We start from the raw sequence: 19,299 nt of genomic DNA on the forward strand, positions 1-19,299 counted from the left end.
TGCAGTCAACAACACTGCAACTCGAAGTATGGCGAGTAAACACGTATTAGCCCGCATTTTGCGGAATCAAAGTCAATATTATAGGACCATTATGAAGAATTGGAGAACGCTTATTCTGGGACTGATGTTCGCAAGCTCTGCTGCCTTGGCTGCGCCGCAGCAAATGGATAAAGTGGCTGCGGTCGTCAACAACGGAGTTGTGCTGGAAAGTGACGTCCAGAATATGATCAATACGGTAAAAGTGAACGCTCAGAACGCACGCCAACAGGTGCCTGATGATCAAACCCTGCGTCATCAGATCCTTGAGCGTCTAGTTATGGATAACATCATCTTGCAGATGGCTAACCAGATGCAGATAAACATTCCAGAAGAAGCCGTGAATGCGACCATCGCTGATATTGCTCGCCAGAACGGTTTAACTCTGGAGCAAATGCAAAAGCGTTTAACTGCTGATGGCATCAATATGGCTCAATATCGCAGTGAAATTCGTAAAGAGATGCTGATCGCTGAAGTGCGTAATAATGAAGTACGCCGCCGTGTGACAATTTTACCGCAAGAAGTTGATTCTCTTGCTGAACAAATGAGCTCACAAGCAAACTACGAAATGGGGGTTAATCTCAGCCATATCTTAATCCCATTATCCGAGAACCCAACTCAAGAACAGTTAAAAACAGCGGAAGCGTTAGTAGACAAAATCTTAACTGAACTGAAAAAAGGTGGGGATTTTGGTAAATTAGCGATTGCCTACTCAGCAGACCCGCAAGCGCTGAAAGGCGGCAATATGGGTTGGTCACGTTTACAAGAATTGCCAGTTGTCTTTGCTGAACAATTAAAAAATGCGAAAAAAGGCAATATTGTCGGCCCAATTCGCTCTGGTGTTGGTTTCCATATTTTGCGCGTAAATGATGTCAGTGGTGGTAGCCAACCGATTTCTGTAACAGAAGTAAAAGCACGCCATATTTTGATTAAATCATCTCCAATTATGGATGATACTCAAGCTAGACAGAAACTAGTGAAAATAGCCCAAGATATCCGTTCTGGCGCAATCACATTTGAAGATGCGGCAAAAGAGAATTCAGAAGACCCAGGTAGCGCCTTAAAAGGCGGTGAATTGGGTTGGAACATGCCGGATATCTATGACCCAGCATTCCGTGATGCTCTGATGAAATTAAACAAAGGTGAATTAAGCCAACCTGTTCCTTCAAGTTTTGGCTGGCACTTAATTCAATTAGAAGATACACGTAAGGTAGATAAAACAGATGCGGCACAAAAAGACCAAGCGTACCGCCTACTGTTTAACCGTAAATTTAATGAAGAAGCGCAAAGCTGGATGCAAGAGCAGCGGGCTTCTGCTTACGTAAAAGTCATCGATGGTCGTGACAACCAATCTAATGATGAAAAATCTAATTAAGCCTATTGTTATCACCCCCGGTGAACCTGCCGGGGTTGGTCCAGATTTGCTAATCCAACTCGCTCAGCAGGCATGGCCTGTTGAGTTAGTTGCATGCGCTGATCCAAACTTACTTCTTGAACGCGCTAAAACGTTAAACTTACCACTCACTCTGACCGAATATGAATCAAGTAAGGCAGTAAAAGCCCATACTCCAGGTCATCTATCCATTATACCCGTTGACTTAAATACCCCGGCGAAAGCAGGCGTACTCAATGTGGCCAATGGTAGCTATGTGGTTAACACATTAGCACAAGCCTGTGATGGCTGTTTAAAGGGTGAATTTTCAGCGATTGTAACGGGGCCAGTGCATAAGGGCATTATTAATGATGCCGGTGTTCCCTTTAGTGGTCACACCGAGTTTTTTGCAGAACGTAGTGGTTGTGAGCGGGTCGTTATGATGCTAGCAACCGAAGAGCTTCGTGTTGCCTTAGCCACCACACACCTACCACTTAAAGATGTTTCAGGTGCCATCACGCAACAAAGTCTACGTGAAGTGATCACCATCTTACATCATGATTTACAAACAAAATTCGGTATTGAAAAACCTACAATCTATGTTTGTGGCTTAAACCCACATGCAGGTGAAGGTGGCCATATGGGTACCGAAGAAATTGACACCATCGAACCCGCACTTGAAAGCTTACGTGTAGAGGGGGTTCATCTCGTTGGGCCATTACCCGCGGATACCCTTTTCCAACCTAAGTATTTAGATCACGCAGATGCAGTTTTAGCAATGTATCATGATCAGGGTCTTCCTGTGTTAAAATACCAAGGTTTCGGCAGAGCGGTGAATATTACCCTCGGTCTGCCTTTTATCCGTACCTCTGTCGATCATGGCACTGCGCTTGAACTCGCGGGGACGGGTCATGCTGATGCGGGGAGTTTTATCACCGCATTAAAGTTAGCTATCCAAATGACATCTAAAAATACATGAATAATCGAGTCCATCAGGGGCACTTTGCCCGCAAACGTTTCGGGCAGAACTTTTTAACTGACCAGTTTATTATTGACAGCATCGTAGATGCAATGAACCCGAAACCGGGCCAATCCATTGTCGAAATTGGCCCTGGCTTAGGTGCCTTAACAGAACCGGTTGGTAGCCGAATCGACAAAATGACCGTCGTTGAACTCGACCGTGACCTCGCGGCACGGTTACACGTCCATCCGCAACTAAAAGATAAACTCACTATCATTCAGCAAGATGCGATGACTGTGGATTTCGGCGAGCTAGCAAAACAAGCAGGTCAACCCCTGCGGGTATTTGGTAACTTACCCTACAATATTTCTACCCCATTGATGTTCCACCTATTTACCTTTACTAACTCGATTGCAGATATGAATTTCATGCTGCAAAAAGAAGTGGTTAATCGGCTGGTAGCAGGCCCTGGGAGTAAGGCTTATGGTCGTTTAAGTGTCATGGCGCAATATTATTGCCATGTGGTTCCAGTACTCGAAGTGCCGCCAACAGCATTTACTCCAGCACCAAAAGTAGATTCTGCGATTGTGAGGTTAATCCCTCATCGTGAAAACCCTTATCCAGTAAAAGATATTAAATTCTTAAGTCGTATTACTACCCAAGCTTTTAACCAACGCCGTAAAACGATCCGCAATAGCTTAGGGGATTTATTTAGTGTTGAAGAGTTAACCAATTTGGGTGTTGACTTAGGTACCCGTGCAGAAAATATTTCTGTTGAACAATATTGCAAAATGGCAAACTATCTTTCTACCCGGTCAGAATAGTCTGTTGAAGGAGGCACTATGCTTAATGAACCAAATGTAAGCATCCAAGTTCAGAGTGTCTACATCGAAAGCCAATCTCAACCCGATATTGCAAGGTATGTGTTCGCTTATACCATCTGTATTCGCAATTTAGGGCGAGAACCCATCCAATTAATGAGCCGCTATTGGCTCATTACTAACAGTGATGGCCATAAAACTGAAGTTCAAGGTGAAGGCGTGGTGGGTGAACAACCCGTCATTCCTCCTGGAAAAGAATATCGTTACACCAGTGGTGCAATTCTTGAAACACCAATGGGAACGATGGAAGGTTATTACGTGATGCTAAGCACTCAAGGGGACCATTTTCACGTTGATATCCCCGCTTTTCGTCTTGCAATTCCAACATTGATTAATTAATTATGTCGACATATTTAGTAGGTGATATCCACGGTTGCTATCGTGAACTTCGTGAACTAATGGACAGGGTCAATTTTGATCCAAACCAAGACACATTATGGCTTACTGGTGACTTGGTTGCCCGAGGTTCTGGGTCACTGCAAGTTTTACGTTATGTTAAAAGTTTAGGTCCCGCGGTGCGTTTGGTTCTCGGTAACCATGATCTCCATCTTCTCGGGATCTACTGTAAAATCAGTCGTAATAAACCTAAAGATCACCTTGATGAATTATTGCATGCCCCTGATCTAGACGAACTAATCAATTGGCTACGTCGTCAACCTTTATTGCAAATTGATGAAGAAAGAAAAATAGTGATGACGCATGCAGGTATAACGCCACAGTGGGATATTGAAACCGCACGGATGTGCGCTAGGGAAGTCGAAGCCGTCCTTTCCAGTGATGCTTACCCGCTATTTATCGATTCAATGTATGGCGATATGCCAAATAATTGGTCGAGTAGTTTAATGGGGTTAGCACGCTTACGTTTTAGTACCAATGCTCTCACACGTTTACGCTACTGCTTCCCGAATGGGCAGCTTGATATGATTTGCAAAGAAAACCCTAAAAAAGCGCCCGCACCATTAAAACCTTGGTTTGATTTACCAAGTCAAATTCCTGAGGATTATTCGGTGTTCTTTGGCCATTGGGCATCCCTTGAAGGGAAATGTACACCAGATAACGTTTATGCTTTAGATACTGGCTGCTGCTGGGGTGGTGACCTAACCTTATACCACTGGGAAACAAAACAATTTTATCGCCAAAAATCACACCAAAAAAGCCGTAAAGAATAGTTTTGGCTCTATTAAAAACAAAATGGCGCATTAAGCGCCATTTTTGTGAAATGAAAATTTAAACTCTTTTGGTTAGTATCTCAAAACAATAGCCGTGCGTATTGTTTTCATCCGCTTCGTGATATTCGGTAAAAATCGAATCCCATTCATCTGGCTCATAAACTGGGAAATGAGTATCCCCAATGACTTCTGCATCAACATGAGTCAGGTATAATTTATTCGCTAGAGGTAAAAACTGCTGGTAAACCTTACCGCCACCAATCACCATGATTTCCTCAACATTCTCTACCGCTTGTGCAGCAGCTAGCGCTTCTTCCATAGAGGTCACCCAAACAACGTTAGAGTCTGCCCCTGGCTGGCTAGTTAATACGATGTTGACGCGTTGTGGTAATGGACGCCCGATTGATTCATAGGTGACACGCCCCATAATAACGGGCCTATTTAACGTATTTCGTTTGAACCACGCAAGATCACCGGGCAAATTCCAAGGCATCGCTTTTTCCATGCCGATAACCTGATCGATCGCCATTGCTGCGATTAAGCTAATATTCATCTACTCACCTTAGAAACTAATATAAAAATTGAGCACACTATACGGAAAGAGAATTGCTTCGTCGACTAAATTTAAGCTTCCTTAAACAGGTTTGAATCACTTATACTCGAATTGATAAATTTAGGACTAAAAATAACATTTAAAAACAAAAGAGATACCTCATCCTGCCTCAATTTACGGGTATTTAGCAAGGTATTGCAAATTCTAAAAATTGGGTTAGTAAGGGGCTATAGAAAAGAGAATATCCCATGTACGAAACTAGTATTATGATTGCCACCATAGCAACCCTAGGGATGCTATCGCCAGGTCCTGACTTCTTTTTAATTGTTAAAAATGCCGCACGATACCAACGTTCAGCGGCTCTCATGACAGCCTTTGGTGTTATTGCTGCAATTGCATTACATATGACTTACTGTGTCGCAGGCCTTGCAGTGCTCATTACCACCACCCCTTGGTTATTTAACATTTTAAAGTATGCAGGTGCAGCGTACTTAATTTGGATTGGTATTAAAAGCCTACTGCCACATTCAAGTCATTTAGTTGATTTAAATACTCGTAAACATGAGATTGTCTCGTTCAAAAAAGCCTTTATGCAAGGCTTTCTCTGTAATGTCCTGAACCCGAAAGCAACCCTTTTCTTCCTTGCTGTGTTTACTCAAGTATTGGACATCAATTCAACTGTTGGCGAAAAACTATGGTTTGCTTTTATTATTTGGGGGCTCGCCGTTATTTATTGGCCAATTTTAGTCTTTTTAATTCAAAGTGCCCCAGTTAGAAAAGGGTTAGCGAAAGTGCAAAAATATGTTGATAAAGTGCTGGGGGTTATTTTAATTGCTTTTGGAGTTCGCGTAGCGCTTAGTTAGTTCATTAAGATAAAATGCAAAAAACAATAGCCTAATTTATCTGTCTATACTGTTTATTGATTAACGATAGCTTATAAATTCCTTTCCTTTTTCAAAGGAACACAAATTCAATTTCTGATGACTTCCACTCTATTTAATAGGGTGGGAGACCCTTCGTACTATTAAAACGGCATAACTTTGTGTTACCGAATAAATTATTCTTTGATAGTTCAAGATAAAAAAGAGCCGCAATTTCCATGCGGCTCGCTGATTTTTAAACTAAGCAATATTGAGCTAAATTCTCCCCCCAATCTGCTAAGCCTTGGGAAACAAACCCTGTGCTTTGATAAAAATAGTGCGCAGTATTATTTTCTGAATGATAACCAACCATCAAAAAGGGAATATTCGCTGTATTTTCCTGCTGAATATCCGCTATCAACAAAGCCATTGCCTGCTTTGCATAGCCCTTACCTTGATGTTTATCATCAATCATAAAACGATAAATCCAGTAATTACCATCATCGGGGTCAATACCATACATTAACATCCCAATCATCTCATCACGATGGCATATCCCTTTCACGACAAACCCCGTTAGAAATTGCACTTCAGCAATAGAATAAAGGTTCGACGCAATAAATGCGGATTGCGCTGGTGAAACCTGTAAATCTGCGCACTCTTCCCAATTTTCAGGGGTTAAAACAACCAATGTTACCATTAACTTCTCCTAGTGTTAGAGAAGCAAATACCTCTCTAACTAATGATTATTATACAATTTAACGCTCTAGCTCTTGTGTTTGGCATAATAACCTCCTTAATAGTTCTTATTGATAACATTGCTATTTCATTTAACTACTCTTGTGGTGAAACCACCAACTGACCCGCTGAACCTAAATCCGCTTTTTCCAAATTTTGGCTATAGAATAAGAATGGAAAATGGTTATACGAAGGTTGCATCATTTGAACTAACAACTCGGTACGACCATCTACCCATACGGTGTCTTTCCAACCATAATCTTCAGGCGGAGTCGGTTGACCATTGCGGTTCAGCACTTTAAACCTCACACCTTCAATATGAAACGCTTGCGGAACATTTGTTGTAATAACCCAACGTTCCCAATTTCCTTGACGGCTTGTCATATCGACTCTATTAGTATCAAGAACCGCATTATTAATACCAAAGCCGTCATTAAGGTGGATTTCACGTTGCATTATACTGGATGTAACTTGCGTTTTGTCTTCAGCTAATTGCGTTGGTAAGCCATCAGTCACTAACGACATTAAGCCTGTGGCTTTAATCGTCAACACATTAGTAGAGATTAGGCTATTTGACGGCTCAAATAACCCTTTTACTCGGTCCATAAATGTTGCAGACTCGCCTGCTGTGATGGTCAACTCTTGAGTTTTCGCCATGTCAATCAGCACTTCTCGCCTTTCACCTGGGGCGAGTGGTAATGCTTGAACATTAACAGGCACAGTGAGTAAGCCTTGGTCTGATGCGATCATCGAAAATGGGCGACCATCACTAATTTTCATTACATAATGACGTGAATTCGATGCATTTAACAACCGTAAACGCACCCATCCGCGAGAAACTTCGACATACGGGTCCTGAACACCATTAACTAATAAGGTATCGCCAAGAAAACCGTCTTCGCTCGCTTTATATTCAGGCACACCAAAGTTATCTAGCCGCTTGTCTTGAATAATAATAGGAAAATCATCGACACCATAGTGCTTAGGCAAACGCAAATTTTTAGTCACATCATCTTCTATGATCCACATGCCTAATAACCCATTGTGGACTTGTTCACCCATTTTTCCTTGGGTATTTGCATGATACCAAAGTGTCGCTGCATTTTGACGAATAGGGATCACGGGGGACCAATCTGCATTTGGTGAAATCAGCCTTGCAGCCCCACCGATCTGAGTCCCCGGGATTTGTAACCCACTGATGGTCATTGAAACAGCTTCAGGTAATCTATTGCTATAAATTAGCTTTAAATCATCACCATTTTTGACTCTTACCGTTGGTCCTGGTGAAGAACCATTGATTCCCCAAATATCGGCTGAGTATTTCCCATCAAAAGACCAATGGATTTTTTGTAATGTCAAAAAGAGTGGCTGACCAGACCGAGATTCTAATAACGGTGGCACAGGTAAAGCTATCGCCCCCTCTGCGCTTACATTCATTGGCACATAGGACATACATAGAGCCAACCCTGCCGCTACAAGGGTTTGGCATCGATTGAATGACATAAATTCTCCGCTAAACAAAAATTCCAGCGCATTTTATTATTTAATATTAGAAACTCTCAGCCAATAACGCGGCTAATTTTGGATTGGCGCTAGTAAAATAACTACTTAGATACAACAATATAGTACCGTAATATTATGTCAGCCATGATATCGCGAAAAAAGGGGAAATTCTAAAAATATCTTCTAATATATAAAAATATAATTAATAGCTTTACAAGTAGTAGGGTTAATTAATTAAAAAGGAAAAAATTATACGAAATGCGATTCAAGTTTGATGAGCAAACTCGGTTTTGGATAATAATGCGGGCAATAATTTTTACTGACCGCATTATTGAATATTAGGCTTAATAACGCACTATTTTTGGGATTGCTTCGCCATTTCAGCGACTTCTAAATCTAACTCTTTTATTTTAGCTTCCATTAAGGAATGGCAGAGTTCTGACAGTTCGCGAACCTGTTCACGGCTATACACTGACGTATCGATAGGGTCTAGCATCTCAATGATCACATTGCCGTTATTCCAACGGTTTAGTTTAATCTTGCCTTGCGTACTAGAAACACAGACTGGCACGATAGGTACCCCAGCAGCGATAGCAGCATGAAATGCCCCCGTTTTAAAAGGCAATAGACCGCGCCCACGGCTGCGCGTCCCTTCTGGAAACATCCACACTGAAATTTTACGTTTTTTTATCTGATCCGCCACTTGAGTAATCGTATTATGTGCTTTAGAACGATTAGCGCGGTCAATTAGAATATTGCCAGTGATCCAATATAAAAAACCGAAAAATGGAATATAAACTAAACTTTTTTTGCCCACTGTTACCGTTCTTGGCTGCACACCATTTGACATGGTCACCATATCGTAATTGTTTTGATGATTACCAATATAAATGCTTGGGCCATAGCCTTTGGCTTTTTCAGGGACACGGTTGATCACGTTAATCCCAAAAACTACAGATAACCGACCAAACATATGGCCAAACGTCATCACATGTTTTGGATTGCGTGGGCTAAATAGACAGTAAATACCGCCCCCGATACAAACAGCAAGCGTGTAGATAATAACTATAATCGCTCTAATCAGCGCTAACATACTAACCCCAAATTCAACGGGGCCATACAGCCCCAATCTATTAATATCACCCACTTATTCACCAATCAAATCTGACTGAGCAGTGAATAAATAGGAATTTATTACTTAACTAATTATTCAGCACCTAAAGGCTCAATATCAATACGTTCAATATTGTGCATTCCTCGCGGCAAGGAGGTCCCTTTGCGGCCGCGCTCTGAACGATATTTTTGCAGATCTTCAGCTTTAAATTTCAATTTTCGCTTACCAAAATGCAAAGTCATTGATGCACCTGTAGGTAAAATCATAAGCCAAGTCAACAAATCATCACCACTTGCAGCTTGAGCGCCAGCTATGTTGATAATTTTATTCCCTTTACCTTTCGACAGCTGTGGTAAATCTGAAACAGGGAATATTAACATACGCCCTGCTTTGGTTATTGCCAACAGCAAATCTTCTTGTTCATTATGTAGCTCAATGGGGGCTAACACTTTTGCGTTATCTGGTAACGAAATTAAAGCCTTACCTGCTTTGTTTTTGGTTACTAGGTCATTGAAAGTACAAATAAAGCCGTAACCAGCATCAGACGCCATCAAATATTTTTGCTCTTCAGGTGCCATTAACACATGTTCAATGGTTGCACCTGGTGGCAATGACAGTTTTCCTGTTAATGGCTCGCCTTGACTACGCGCTGATGGTAGTTCAAGCGGGTCAACAGAATAACTACGCCCTGTTGAATCAAGGAATACTGCGGCTTGGTTCGATTTGCCTCGAGCTGCGCCTTTAAAACCATCGCCAGCTTTGTAATTGAGGTTCGTCGGCTCTATATCATGGCCCTTAGCACTACGTACCCAGCCCATATCAGAAAGCACAACGGTAATAGGCTCTGAAGGGAGAATTTCATGCTCACTCATGGCCTTAGCTTCTTCACGCTCATGTAATGGTGAGCGGCGATCATCGCCATAAGCTTTAGCATCAGCCTGAATTTCTTTTTTAATTAAGGTATTTAATTTACGCTCTGACCCTAAGATACCTTGTAACTCATCACGTTCTTTTGCTAATTCATCTTGCTCACCACGGATCTTCATTTCTTCAAGCTTCGCTAAATGACGTAGTTTTAACTCTAAAATAGCTTCTGCTTGTGTATCCGTAATATTAAAGCGAGACATTAGGACAGCCTTTGGCTCGTCCTCTGTACGAATAATTTCAATAACTTCATCAATGTTAAGGTAAGCGATTAATAAACCATCTAAAATATGTAAACGCCTTAACACTTTGTCTAAACGGTGATTTAATCGATTACGAACTGTTTGGCGACGATAAGTAATCCACTCAGTTAAAATTTCAACTAACCCTTTAACTGAAGGACGATTGTCCAAGCCAATCATATTCAGGTTAACACGATAACTTCTTTCTAAGTCGGTAGTCGCAAATAAATGCGTCATCACTTGGTCAATATCAACACGATTACTACGCGGAACAATAACCAAACGAGTTGGGTTTTCGTGGTCAGATTCATCACGTAAATCTTCAACCATGGGTAGCTTTTTCGCGCGCATTTGGCTAGCAATTTGCTCTAATACTTTCGCACCAGAAACTTGATGAGGCAACGCTGTTATCACTGCATTGCCGTCTTCTTTTTCCCACACAGCACGCATACGAACAGAACCACGGCCGTTTTGGTAAATTTTACGGATATCACTTTGTGAAGAAATAATTTCAGCTTCGGTCGGGTAATCAGGACCAGGAACGAACGCCATGATATCGTCAAGACCCAGTGTTGGTTTCTCCAACAATGCCACTAGCGCATTTGCCACTTCTCGGGCGTTATGAGGCGGAATGTCTGTCGCCATCCCAACTGCAATGCCCGTTGTGCCATTTAATAAAATATTTGGCAGACGCGCCGGTAACATTTTAGGTTCGTTTAACGTACCATCAAAGTTAGGTACCCAATCAACCGTGCCATGAGCTAACTCGCTCAGCAAAACTTCCGCATACTTTGATAAGCGCGATTCGGTATAACGCATTGCTGCAAACGATTTAGGGTCATCCGGTGCCCCCCAGTTCCCTTGCCCGTCCACTAGTGGGTAACGGTAAGAAAACGGTTGAGCCATTAATACCATCGCTTCATAACACGCACTGTCACCATGTGGATGGTATTTACCTAGTACGTCACCGACAGTTCTTGCTGATTTCTTATATTTTGCTGTGTTGCTCAAACCAAGTTCTGACATGGCATACACAATGCGGCGCTGAACAGGTTTAAGCCCATCGCCAATAAAAGGTAATGCCCTATCCATGATGACGTACATCGAATAGTTTAGATAGGCATTTTCAGTAAAGGCATGAAGCGGTAGGCGCTCCACACCATCATGAGTAATTTCACTCATTTAATTAATTCCTTACGCTTTCTCATCGCAATTCGGATGTTAGACATCAATTTCAGCCATATCGCCTTTTTCTTGTAACCAATTACGGCGGTCTTCAGAGCGTTTCTTCGCTAGAAGCATATCCATAACGGCAAGCGTTTCTTGGTAGTTTTCATCATCGATGGTTAACTGAACAAGGCGACGAGTATTTGGATCTAATGTGGTTTCGCGTAATTGTGGTGGGTTCATTTCACCCAACCCTTTAAACCGTTGAACATTCGGTTTACCACGCTTACGGCTAAGACGCTCTAGCACCGCATTTTTTTCGCTTTCATCAAGGGCATAGAAAGTTTCTTTGCCTAAATCGATACGGTACAACGGCGGCATTGCCATATATACATGCCCCGCTTTGACTAAAGTCGGGAAATGGCGCACAAATAAAGCACACAATAACGTTGCGATATGTAAACCATCGGAATCCGCATCCGCAAGAATACAAATTTTACCGTAACGTAGTTGGCTGAGGTCTTCGCTATCAGGGTCAATACCAATTGCCACGGAGATATCATGTACCTCTTGGGAAGCTAAAACTTCGTCAGAAGACACTTCCCATGTGTTTAGGATTTTACCACGTAATGGCATGATAGCTTGGTATTCACGGTCGCGGGCTTGTTTTGCTGACCCACCCGCCGAATCCCCTTCGACAAGGAAGAGTTCTGTCATGCTAAGGTCTTGCGAGCTGCAATCTGCCAGTTTACCCGGCAATGCAGGGCCACTGGTTAGCTTCTTACGCACTACTTTTTTCGCCGCACGCATCCGGCGTTGTGCGCTCGATATTGCCATTTCCGCCAGTTGCTCAGCCACTTGCACATTTTGGTTTAACCACAGGCTAAAGGCATCTTTAACAACACCGGAAACAAATGCAGAACATTGACGCGATGAAAGGCGTTCTTTCGTTTGCCCTGCAAATTGAGGGTCTTGCATTTTTACGGAAAGTACATACGTACAGCGTTCCCAGATATCATCCGCCGAAAGCTTAACACCACGAGGTAAAATATTGCGGAATTCACAAAATTCACGCATCGCGTCCAATAACCCTTGGCGTAAACCATTAACGTGGGTTCCACCTTGCGCGGTTGGAATAAGGTTTACATAGCTTTCAGTTAACAATTCACCGCCTTCAGGTAACCATAACAGCGCCCACTGAGCACCTTCAGTTTCCCCTGAGAACTCCCCAGTGAAAGGTTTTGCGGGTAATGCTTCTAGCCCGTCTATGGATTCCATTAAGTAATCAGTTAACCCATCACTGTAACACCAGCTTTGCTCTGTATTATTGAGCTTGTCCTTAAACGTGATTTTCACGCCAGGACATAAAACGGCTTTGGCTTTTAAATTATGAGTTAAACGCGAAACTGAAAATTTTGGGCTATCAAAATAGCTTTCATCTGGCCAAAAATGCACGCTAGTCCCTGTGTTACGCTTGCCACAGGTACCGATTACATGCAAATCTTCTACTTTATCGCCGTTTTCAAAGGCAATTTGATACACTTGGCTATCGCGACGCACTGTAACTTCAATACGTTTTGATAACGCATTGACTACGGAAATACCTACCCCGTGTAGGCCCCCGGAAAACTGGTAACTTTTATTGGAGAATTTCCCCCCCGCGTGCAGCTGCCCTAAAATTAACTCTACGGCTGGCACTTTCATTTCAGGGTGGATATCAACAGGCATACCACGCCCATCATCGATCACCTCAAGGGATTGATCGGCATGTAAAATAACTTCGATGTGCCCCGCATGCCCAGCAAGGGCTTCGTCGACACTATTATCAATTACTTCTTGAGCCAAATGGTTCGGTCGGCTGGTATCAGTATACATCCCCGGACGACGGCGAACAGGCTCCAAACCACTGAGGACTTCAATGGCCTCTGCGTTATAACTAGATTGAGTCATGTTGTCATTCTGCGGTAAATAGGTGGCTAATTGAACTATTCAATCAGTGAGTTACTGTTGATAATAACAGTGTTCATGTGTTTTGACACTATTTCTCTGCCAATTGTAAAAAATGAACAATTTGAGGAAAGTATGCTTCAAAACCAACAAATGCATGATTACCGTCAGGTTCTACAGTCTGTTTACACTTAGAAAGATAGGTAACAGCTTCACGATAATCAAGTACCTCATCCCCCATTTGCTGTAGTAACCAAATAAGATGAGGAGATGTTAACTTTTCAATGTATAAGGATTTTAGCTCATGAATATGTTTGTTTTCCAACACATATTTTTCGTAAGTATAGGGGTTTGTATTCTCCCCTAAATAGTCTTGTAGTAAGTCAAAGGGTCTTACAGCAGGGTTGACCACCACTGCAGGAAGTTGATAACGCTCACTGAGCCAAAGAGAAAAATACCCTCCAAGGGAGGAACCTACTAGGCCAATCTTCCCCTGTTTATGTTGTAAGACAATATCTTCTAACATGGCTTGAGCTTGCCGAGGAAAATTCGGTAATTGCGGCACAACCATATTGATATGTGGGTAGTTTGCATCAACCCATTTCTTTAAGCTATTTGCTTTAGCTGATAAAGGTGAGCTATTAAAACCGTGAATATAAAGTAAAGTAGACATAAGGTGATTAATAACCGTCGGAGTCTAAATCAGGGCTGAATTCTCTCGTCTCTAAACGATGCACACTCGTTTTGATATGCCTATGCCCTTGTTCATCCACACTGAGTTCCAAATAGCGCCAACCGGGTGCTACGGTATCTAGCGCAAAGTTAGTACAATGTGGTTTGAATTGCACGCAAGTTGAAGGCGTGGCTAACAAACGTATTCCATGCCAAAGCACATCCATTTCTTGATGAATATGCCCACACAGCATGGTTTTAACATTTGGATAGCTTTTTAGGTAATCCGCTAATATGTGCGAATTTCTTAAGCTGTGTTGATCTAGCCATGTACAGCCCGAAGGCAATGGATGATGGTGTAGCATTACTAACGTTGTACGGTCAGGTTGCGCATCTAAGCTCTGCTTCATCCATTCTAATTGTTGCTCAGAAAGTTCACCATGGGGGACGTCTTGCAATTGGCTATCTAACATTAGAATTTGCCATTCATCGCCAATTAAAATTTGTTTAGCGCTTGAGATACCAGCCACCCTGAGGGTTTCAACCATGGCTGGCGGATAATCATGGTTTCCAGGAAGCCAAACACAAGGCGCAGGAATACGCTCAATACCATCTGCAAAATGTTGATAAGCTTGTGGCGATTGGTCTTGAACCAGATCCCCTGTCGCAACAATCAAATCAATTGGGAGATTTTCTTTTGCAATAGCGCTAAGCACTGCTTGATAGCTATCATAAGTATTTACACCTAAAAGGGTGTTCTCAGTGTTAGCAAAAAGATGCGTATCCGTAACTTGTAAAATTCTCACGATCTTCGAGTTCTTTGCAGTCACTTCAAGCTGGCTGTCCAAAAGTATTCCTTATCCGTAAATATTATTTATGCCTAATTAATTATATTCATTACAACTATACACAAACTCAACACACTGCCGCTTGCTGTAAAATACACCGTAATTATTCTAAAGGGTAATTTGCCAACGCGCCAACTTAGCGCTGTATTACTTTAAATAATTCGGGCGGCAAGCTGAGCTATCCCAAGGAGCATACACCAGTATGTGACTTGGGTAGCGAAGCGCGACCAACACACTTGCAGCTTGTTGTACTCCTTGCTTTAGTGCGCCTTGCCTCGCTGCAATCACCTTAAAGCATAATTTTTAACTTACTCGAATTACTCTAAATAATTCGAGTTGCAAGAAGGCGGCAAGCTGAGCTATCCCAAGGAGCATACACCAGTATGTGACTTGGGTGGCGAAGCGCGGCCAACACACTTGCAGCTTGTTGTACTCCTTGCTTTAGTGCGCCTTGCCTCGCTGCAATCACCTTAAAGCATAATTTTTAACTTACTCGAATTACTCTAAATAATTCGAGTTGCAAGAAGGCGGCAAGCTGAGCTATCCCAAGGAGCATACACCAGTATGTGACTTGGGTAGCGAAGCGCGGCCAACACACTTTCAGCTTGTTGTACTCCTTGCTTTAGTGCGCCTTGCCTCGCTGCAATCACCTTAAAGCATAATTTTTAACTTACTCGAATTACTCTAAATAATTCGAGTTGCAAGAAGGCGGCAAGCTGAGCTATCCCAAGGAGCATACACCAGTATGTGACTTGGGTGGCGAAGCGCGGCCAACACACTTGCAGCTTGAAGTATGACGAGTAATTAGTTAAATATCTGCTAATTAGCACACACTTCACTAGATTAATTGTTATTTAAAACTGTTTCATCCATTTTCCACGAAGCTTGTGATAATTAAGCTGCAACCATTGAATGGCGATTACTGTCGCCGCATTATCAATAACCCCGTCTTCCACCCACTGATAAGCTTGTTCTCGGCTTACTACATGCACTTGAATATCTTCATTCTCTGATGCTAGCCCATGGACACCTTTTGCTTGGCGGCTATCTACTTCGCCAATAAATACATGCATACGCTCAGTTGTACCGCCTGGGCTAGAAAGGTAGCTTAGCGCTTTTTCGGCGCGGCCAATCACTAACCCTGCCTCTTCCATGGCTTCTCGACGAATAACATCTTCGGGTGATTCGTTTTCCTCAATCATCCCTGCGACAGCCTCAAGTAACCAAGGTGTTGCGCTGGTTTCTATGGCAGGGAAACGAATTTGTTCAATTAAAACGATATTATCCGTTTGTGGATCATAAGGTAAAACAACCCCTGCATGGCCACGCTCAAATACTTCGCGACGGATTTCATTGCTCCACGTGCCTGCAAAAAGACGATGACGAAATCGGTACTCAATCATTTGAAAAAAACCATTAAATAATTTACGCTTGGATATAATTTCGACATCATTTTTGCCATATTTAATTGGCTGTTTTATTTTATTTGTCATTGCATTTCCCAAAACTATTAATTTCCATATTAAGGAAATAATTGTGGATTAAAACTGTTTTTAAGGCTTTTTAACCTCAGATGAGGTAATGTTTAATGAAATTAAGACAAAATGGCACAAAAGGCTACCGTTAACACAAGTGATACTCTGTTACAATGTGCGCCATTATTCAAATCGAAGAGCAACAATAGGGTCTGTTTTATTGGCTCTCTAAAACGCATAATTTGATACCTACGACTCATTTAGGCATGGTACGTTTTAGACCGCAGACTCAACTTAATTTGCTGTTTAATCAAGGAATCAAAATGAAGAAACTGCTTCCCCTTTTTATTGCGATGAGTTTTGTGGGTCTCAGTACCAATAGCTACGCAGAAGATTTACTGCAGGTTTACAAAAAATCTAAAGAAAGTAACCCCGAATTAAGAAAATCATTAGCTGAACGTAACCAAGCTTTTGAAAAAATTAATGAATCTCGTAGCCCATTACTACCACAATTAGGGTTAGATGCTGGTGCTAGCTACGGAAGCGGTTACCGCGATGCGCGAAATACTGAAAGTACGGGCTTAAATGCGACGTTAAAATTAACGCAAGTCGTCTTTGATATGTCGATATGGCGTCAATTGTCGATTCAAGAAAAAACAGCGGGTATTTCCGATGTGACGTATCAAACCAGCCAGCAACAACTGATCTTAGATACCGCAACCGCCTATTTTAATGTGTTGAAAGCGATTGACGCATTATCATACATCGAAGCAAATAAAGAAGCTGTTTACCGTCAATTAGATCAAGTAACACAACGTTTTAATGTTGGGTTAGTGGCGATTACGGATGTACAAAACGCTCGTGCAAACTACGACAGCGTGATTGCACAAGAAGTTGCAGGCCGTAACGACTTAGAAAATGCGATTGAAAAACTGCGTCAAGTCAGCGGCGTATATTATAGCCAACTTGCTTCTTTGAATATTGATCGCTTTAAAACCACTGAATTAGGCGATATCAACGCGATTTTAAAAGAAGCAGAAGAACGTAACCTTAATCTGCTAAGTGCACGTTTAGCACAAGATGTTTCGCGTGAAAATATTCGCTTAGCAGAAACTGGTCATATGCCTACAGTTGGTCTGAGCGCATCAACCAGTGTGACAAATAACTACCAACATGGTAGTGGCTATAGCGACCCATACACAGGTCTTTCTGGTGCACGTAATAGTTATAACGGGCAAAACAGCGTTGGCTTAACCTTGAGTATCCCACTGTATAAAGGTGGTGCGACTAGTTCACAAGTTGAACAAGCGCAATATGGTTTCCAAGGTGCGAGTGAACAACTCGAAACAGTATACCGTAACGTCGTTCAATTAGTTCGCTCATCATTTAACAACGTATCTTCATCAATCAGTAGCATCAATGCATATAAACAAGTCGTTGTTTCTGCACAAAGCTCATTAGATGCGATGGAAGCTGGGTATCAGGTTGGTACACGTACTATCGTTGATGTATTAACAGCCACCACGGCCCTATACCAAGCAAAACAGAATCTATCTAATGCACGCTATGATTATATGATTAACCAACTCAACATTGAATTTGCTCGTGGTACTTTAAATGAAGATGATATTGCGCGTCTAAATGCAAATTTAGGCAAAGAAATATCAACTGCGCCAAGTAGTATCATCCGTAATACCAATGCGCCAGCTATTAACTAAATTTTTGGTTGGTGCTTAAGTGGTACAATGACCCGCTATTTTAGCGGGTTATTTTTTTCTGCAAAAGGCCATATATTTCCGGTACTAATCTGTTAAATTGCCCGTTTTAGCCAGCTTAGGTGATTTATAACTACTTTTAAATTACCTTAATTAGAAATTTCAGCCTATTCTCACTAGGGTTATTGCACAATAGCACAAAAAACAAACAGTAATTAATGTACTGATATTTAATGAAATTAGCTAATTATTACTGTAACTGTGTATATTCAATCCTCAAAAAATAGAGGGGAAGCGACAAAAATGATAAAATCAGCTTATTTCCCCTGTATTTCTGCTTTAATTTTCAGCGGTTATCCCCTATCCTAGAGGTAACCTAAATAACATCTTACTTAATTATATTCAGGGTAATTACCATGACCATGAAGCGTACCAAAAATATTAATCAAAGCGCATTCCGTAAGTCTTGGCGCTCATATCGTATGGCACCAGTTGCCGTTGCCGTCAGTGCGGTATTTATGCTTTCAGCTTGTGAAGAAAGTGATGAAACCGTATCACTGTATACCAATGCACAGGATTGCAGCCAAGCTAATCCATCACAAGCAGAACAATGTACTCTTGCTTACAACAATGCCCTACAAGAAGCAGCCAAAACAGCGCCAAAATATGAAACCCAAGCTGATTGTATTGCTGAGTTTGGTGAGTCAATGTGTACCCAAGCTCCTGCTCAAGCAGGTATAGCAGGGACGGGTTCTACTAATGGTGAACAAACCGCACAAGCACAAAGCAGCGGTGGCAGCATGTGGATGCCATTAATGATGGGTTACATGATGGGCCGTATGATGGGTGGTAGCGCGGCTTCCCAACCATTGTTTAGTTCAAAAAACCCAGCTAGCCCAGCTAACGGTAAGTTTGTTGATGCCACGGGTAAAAGTTACGGCCCAGCCGTTGCTGGTGGTCGTTCAATGAGCGTACCTAAAACGGCCATGGCACCTAAGCCACCAACAACATCAACCGTCACACGCGGTGGTTTTGGTGATACAGTGAATAAACAAGCAATGGCACAACGTTCATCTTCTTCTGCGAAATCAACTTCATCTTCCCGTTCAATGGGTGGTTGAT

Annotated in this window: 17 protein-coding genes; 8 read left to right on the forward strand and 9 right to left on the reverse strand. The window is 42.1% G+C overall.

The window, feature by feature from the left end; translation table 11 throughout:
- The first annotated feature begins 28 nt into the window (after positions 1–28).
- From surA to apaH, 5 genes are read left to right on the forward strand one after another with little or no spacing between them, the layout of a single operon-like run.
- Positions 29–1,411, forward strand: coding sequence for a peptidylprolyl isomerase SurA (gene surA / locus P3L56_RS16810; protein ID WP_071548576.1), 1,383 nt, complete (start codon positions 29–31; stop codon positions 1,409–1,411).
- A complete protein-coding gene (gene pdxA, locus P3L56_RS16815; RefSeq protein ID WP_166686099.1) occupies positions 1,392–2,387 on the forward strand; it encodes a 4-hydroxythreonine-4-phosphate dehydrogenase PdxA in 996 nt (331 codons plus the stop codon). Before surA ends, pdxA begins: the two co-directional genes overlap by 20 nt.
- Positions 2,384–3,193 carry a 16S rRNA (adenine(1518)-N(6)/adenine(1519)-N(6))-dimethyltransferase RsmA gene (gene rsmA, locus P3L56_RS16820; protein WP_166686096.1) on the forward strand — a complete coding sequence of 270 codons (810 nt, stop codon included), beginning with the start codon at positions 2,384–2,386 and terminating at the stop codon, positions 3,191–3,193. Before pdxA ends, rsmA begins: the two co-directional genes overlap by 4 nt.
- A gap of 18 nt (positions 3,194–3,211) precedes the next feature.
- Entirely contained in the window at positions 3,212–3,589 is a 378-nt protein-coding gene (gene apaG, locus P3L56_RS16825; protein WP_042846012.1) for a Co2+/Mg2+ efflux protein ApaG, read from the forward strand.
- Positions 3,590–3,591: 2 nt separating this feature from the next.
- Positions 3,592–4,419, forward strand: a complete 828-nt coding sequence (gene apaH, locus P3L56_RS16830) for a bis(5'-nucleosyl)-tetraphosphatase (symmetrical) ApaH (protein ID WP_042846014.1) — start codon at positions 3,592–3,594, stop codon at positions 4,417–4,419.
- 58 nt (positions 4,420–4,477) lie between these two features.
- Here the strand turns inward: apaH and folA are convergent, their stop codons facing one another.
- Positions 4,478–4,972: a type 3 dihydrofolate reductase gene (gene folA, locus P3L56_RS16835; protein WP_042846016.1), complete on the reverse strand. Its 495-nt coding sequence runs from the start codon at positions 4,970–4,972 to the stop codon at positions 4,478–4,480.
- A 248-nt stretch (positions 4,973–5,220) separates the two neighbouring features.
- Between folA and P3L56_RS16840 the strand changes: the two genes are divergently transcribed.
- A complete protein-coding gene (locus tag P3L56_RS16840; protein ID WP_042846017.1) occupies positions 5,221–5,835 on the forward strand; it encodes a LysE family translocator in 615 nt (204 codons plus the stop codon).
- Between the two features lie 253 nt (positions 5,836–6,088).
- On the opposite strand, the gene P3L56_RS16845 is transcribed toward P3L56_RS16840, so the two are convergent.
- The 8 genes from P3L56_RS16845 to nudF form a co-directional block, all read right to left on the reverse strand.
- Complete coding sequence (locus P3L56_RS16845; protein ID WP_198860900.1) at positions 6,089–6,532, reverse strand: GNAT family N-acetyltransferase; 444 nt, start codon at positions 6,530–6,532, stop codon at positions 6,089–6,091.
- A gap of 134 nt (positions 6,533–6,666) precedes the next feature.
- The gene (ftsP, locus tag P3L56_RS16850; protein WP_042846021.1) at positions 6,667–8,073 is read right to left on the reverse strand and encodes a cell division protein FtsP; all 1,407 of its coding nucleotides are present in this window, start codon (positions 8,071–8,073) and stop codon (positions 6,667–6,669) included.
- A gap of 355 nt (positions 8,074–8,428) precedes the next feature.
- A complete protein-coding gene (locus tag P3L56_RS16855; protein ID WP_210831332.1) occupies positions 8,429–9,166 on the reverse strand; it encodes a 1-acylglycerol-3-phosphate O-acyltransferase in 738 nt (245 codons plus the stop codon).
- Between the two features lie 113 nt (positions 9,167–9,279).
- Entirely contained in the window at positions 9,280–11,535 is a 2,256-nt protein-coding gene (gene parC, locus P3L56_RS16860) for a DNA topoisomerase IV subunit A (RefSeq protein WP_105880881.1), read from the reverse strand.
- A 39-nt stretch (positions 11,536–11,574) separates the two neighbouring features.
- Positions 11,575–13,470 carry a DNA topoisomerase IV subunit B gene (gene parE, locus P3L56_RS16865; protein ID WP_042846024.1) on the reverse strand — a complete coding sequence of 632 codons (1,896 nt, stop codon included), beginning with the start codon at positions 13,468–13,470 and terminating at the stop codon, positions 11,575–11,577.
- A gap of 88 nt (positions 13,471–13,558) precedes the next feature.
- Entirely contained in the window at positions 13,559–14,140 is a 582-nt protein-coding gene (gene yqiA / locus P3L56_RS16870) for an esterase YqiA (RefSeq protein WP_042846025.1), read from the reverse strand.
- Between the two features lie 7 nt (positions 14,141–14,147).
- The gene (gene cpdA / locus P3L56_RS16875) at positions 14,148–14,987 is read right to left on the reverse strand and encodes a 3',5'-cyclic-AMP phosphodiesterase (RefSeq protein ID WP_210831327.1); all 840 of its coding nucleotides are present in this window, start codon (positions 14,985–14,987) and stop codon (positions 14,148–14,150) included.
- Between the two features lie 854 nt (positions 14,988–15,841).
- On the reverse strand, positions 15,842–16,480 hold the full coding sequence (nudF, locus tag P3L56_RS16880; protein WP_042846028.1) for an ADP-ribose diphosphatase: 639 nt from the start codon (positions 16,478–16,480) through the stop codon (positions 15,842–15,844).
- A gap of 305 nt (positions 16,481–16,785) precedes the next feature.
- On the opposite strand from nudF, the gene tolC reads away from it, so the two are divergent.
- Positions 16,786–18,180 (forward strand): outer membrane channel protein TolC, encoded by a 1,395-nt coding sequence (tolC, locus tag P3L56_RS16885; RefSeq protein WP_042846029.1) that lies wholly within the window; start codon positions 16,786–16,788, stop codon positions 18,178–18,180.
- Between the two features lie 413 nt (positions 18,181–18,593).
- Positions 18,594–19,298 (forward strand): DUF1190 family protein, encoded by a 705-nt coding sequence (locus tag P3L56_RS16890; RefSeq protein WP_042846030.1) that lies wholly within the window; start codon positions 18,594–18,596, stop codon positions 19,296–19,298.
- Position 19,299 lies beyond the last annotated feature (1 nt).

The organism is Providencia sp. PROV024 (genome assembly GCF_032709665.1).
GTDB classification, from domain to species: Bacteria; Pseudomonadota; Gammaproteobacteria; order Enterobacterales; family Enterobacteriaceae; genus Providencia; species Providencia huashanensis.

Excerpts from the sequence above, each read along its gene's own strand:
- surA (WP_071548576.1), top strand. The coding sequence starts at position 29 with ATGGCGAGTAAACACGTATTAGCCCGCATTTTGCGGAATCAAAGTCAA.
- pdxA (WP_166686099.1), top strand. The coding sequence starts at position 1,392 with ATGATGAAAAATCTAATTAAGCCTATTGTTATCACCCCCGGTGAACCT.
- rsmA (WP_166686096.1), top strand. The coding sequence starts at position 2,384 with ATGAATAATCGAGTCCATCAGGGGCACTTTGCCCGCAAACGTTTCGGG.
- apaG (WP_042846012.1), top strand. The coding sequence starts at position 3,212 with ATGCTTAATGAACCAAATGTAAGCATCCAAGTTCAGAGTGTCTACATC.
- apaH (WP_042846014.1), top strand. The coding sequence starts at position 3,592 with ATGTCGACATATTTAGTAGGTGATATCCACGGTTGCTATCGTGAACTT.
- folA (WP_042846016.1), bottom strand. The coding sequence starts at position 4,972 with ATGAATATTAGCTTAATCGCAGCAATGGCGATCGATCAGGTTATCGGC.
- P3L56_RS16840 (WP_042846017.1), top strand. The coding sequence starts at position 5,221 with ATGTACGAAACTAGTATTATGATTGCCACCATAGCAACCCTAGGGATG.
- P3L56_RS16845 (WP_198860900.1), bottom strand. The coding sequence starts at position 6,532 with ATGGTAACATTGGTTGTTTTAACCCCTGAAAATTGGGAAGAGTGCGCA.
- ftsP (WP_042846021.1), bottom strand. The coding sequence starts at position 8,073 with ATGTCATTCAATCGATGCCAAACCCTTGTAGCGGCAGGGTTGGCTCTA.
- P3L56_RS16855 (WP_210831332.1), bottom strand. The coding sequence starts at position 9,166 with ATGTTAGCGCTGATTAGAGCGATTATAGTTATTATCTACACGCTTGCT.
- parC (WP_105880881.1), bottom strand. The coding sequence starts at position 11,535 with ATGAGTGAAATTACTCATGATGGTGTGGAGCGCCTACCGCTTCATGCC.
- parE (WP_042846024.1), bottom strand. The coding sequence starts at position 13,470 with ATGACTCAATCTAGTTATAACGCAGAGGCCATTGAAGTCCTCAGTGGT.
- yqiA (WP_042846025.1), bottom strand. The coding sequence starts at position 14,140 with ATGTCTACTTTACTTTATATTCACGGTTTTAATAGCTCACCTTTATCA.
- nudF (WP_042846028.1), bottom strand. The coding sequence starts at position 16,480 with ATGACAAATAAAATAAAACAGCCAATTAAATATGGCAAAAATGATGTC.
- tolC (WP_042846029.1), top strand. The coding sequence starts at position 16,786 with ATGAAGAAACTGCTTCCCCTTTTTATTGCGATGAGTTTTGTGGGTCTC.
- P3L56_RS16890 (WP_042846030.1), top strand. The coding sequence starts at position 18,594 with ATGACCATGAAGCGTACCAAAAATATTAATCAAAGCGCATTCCGTAAG.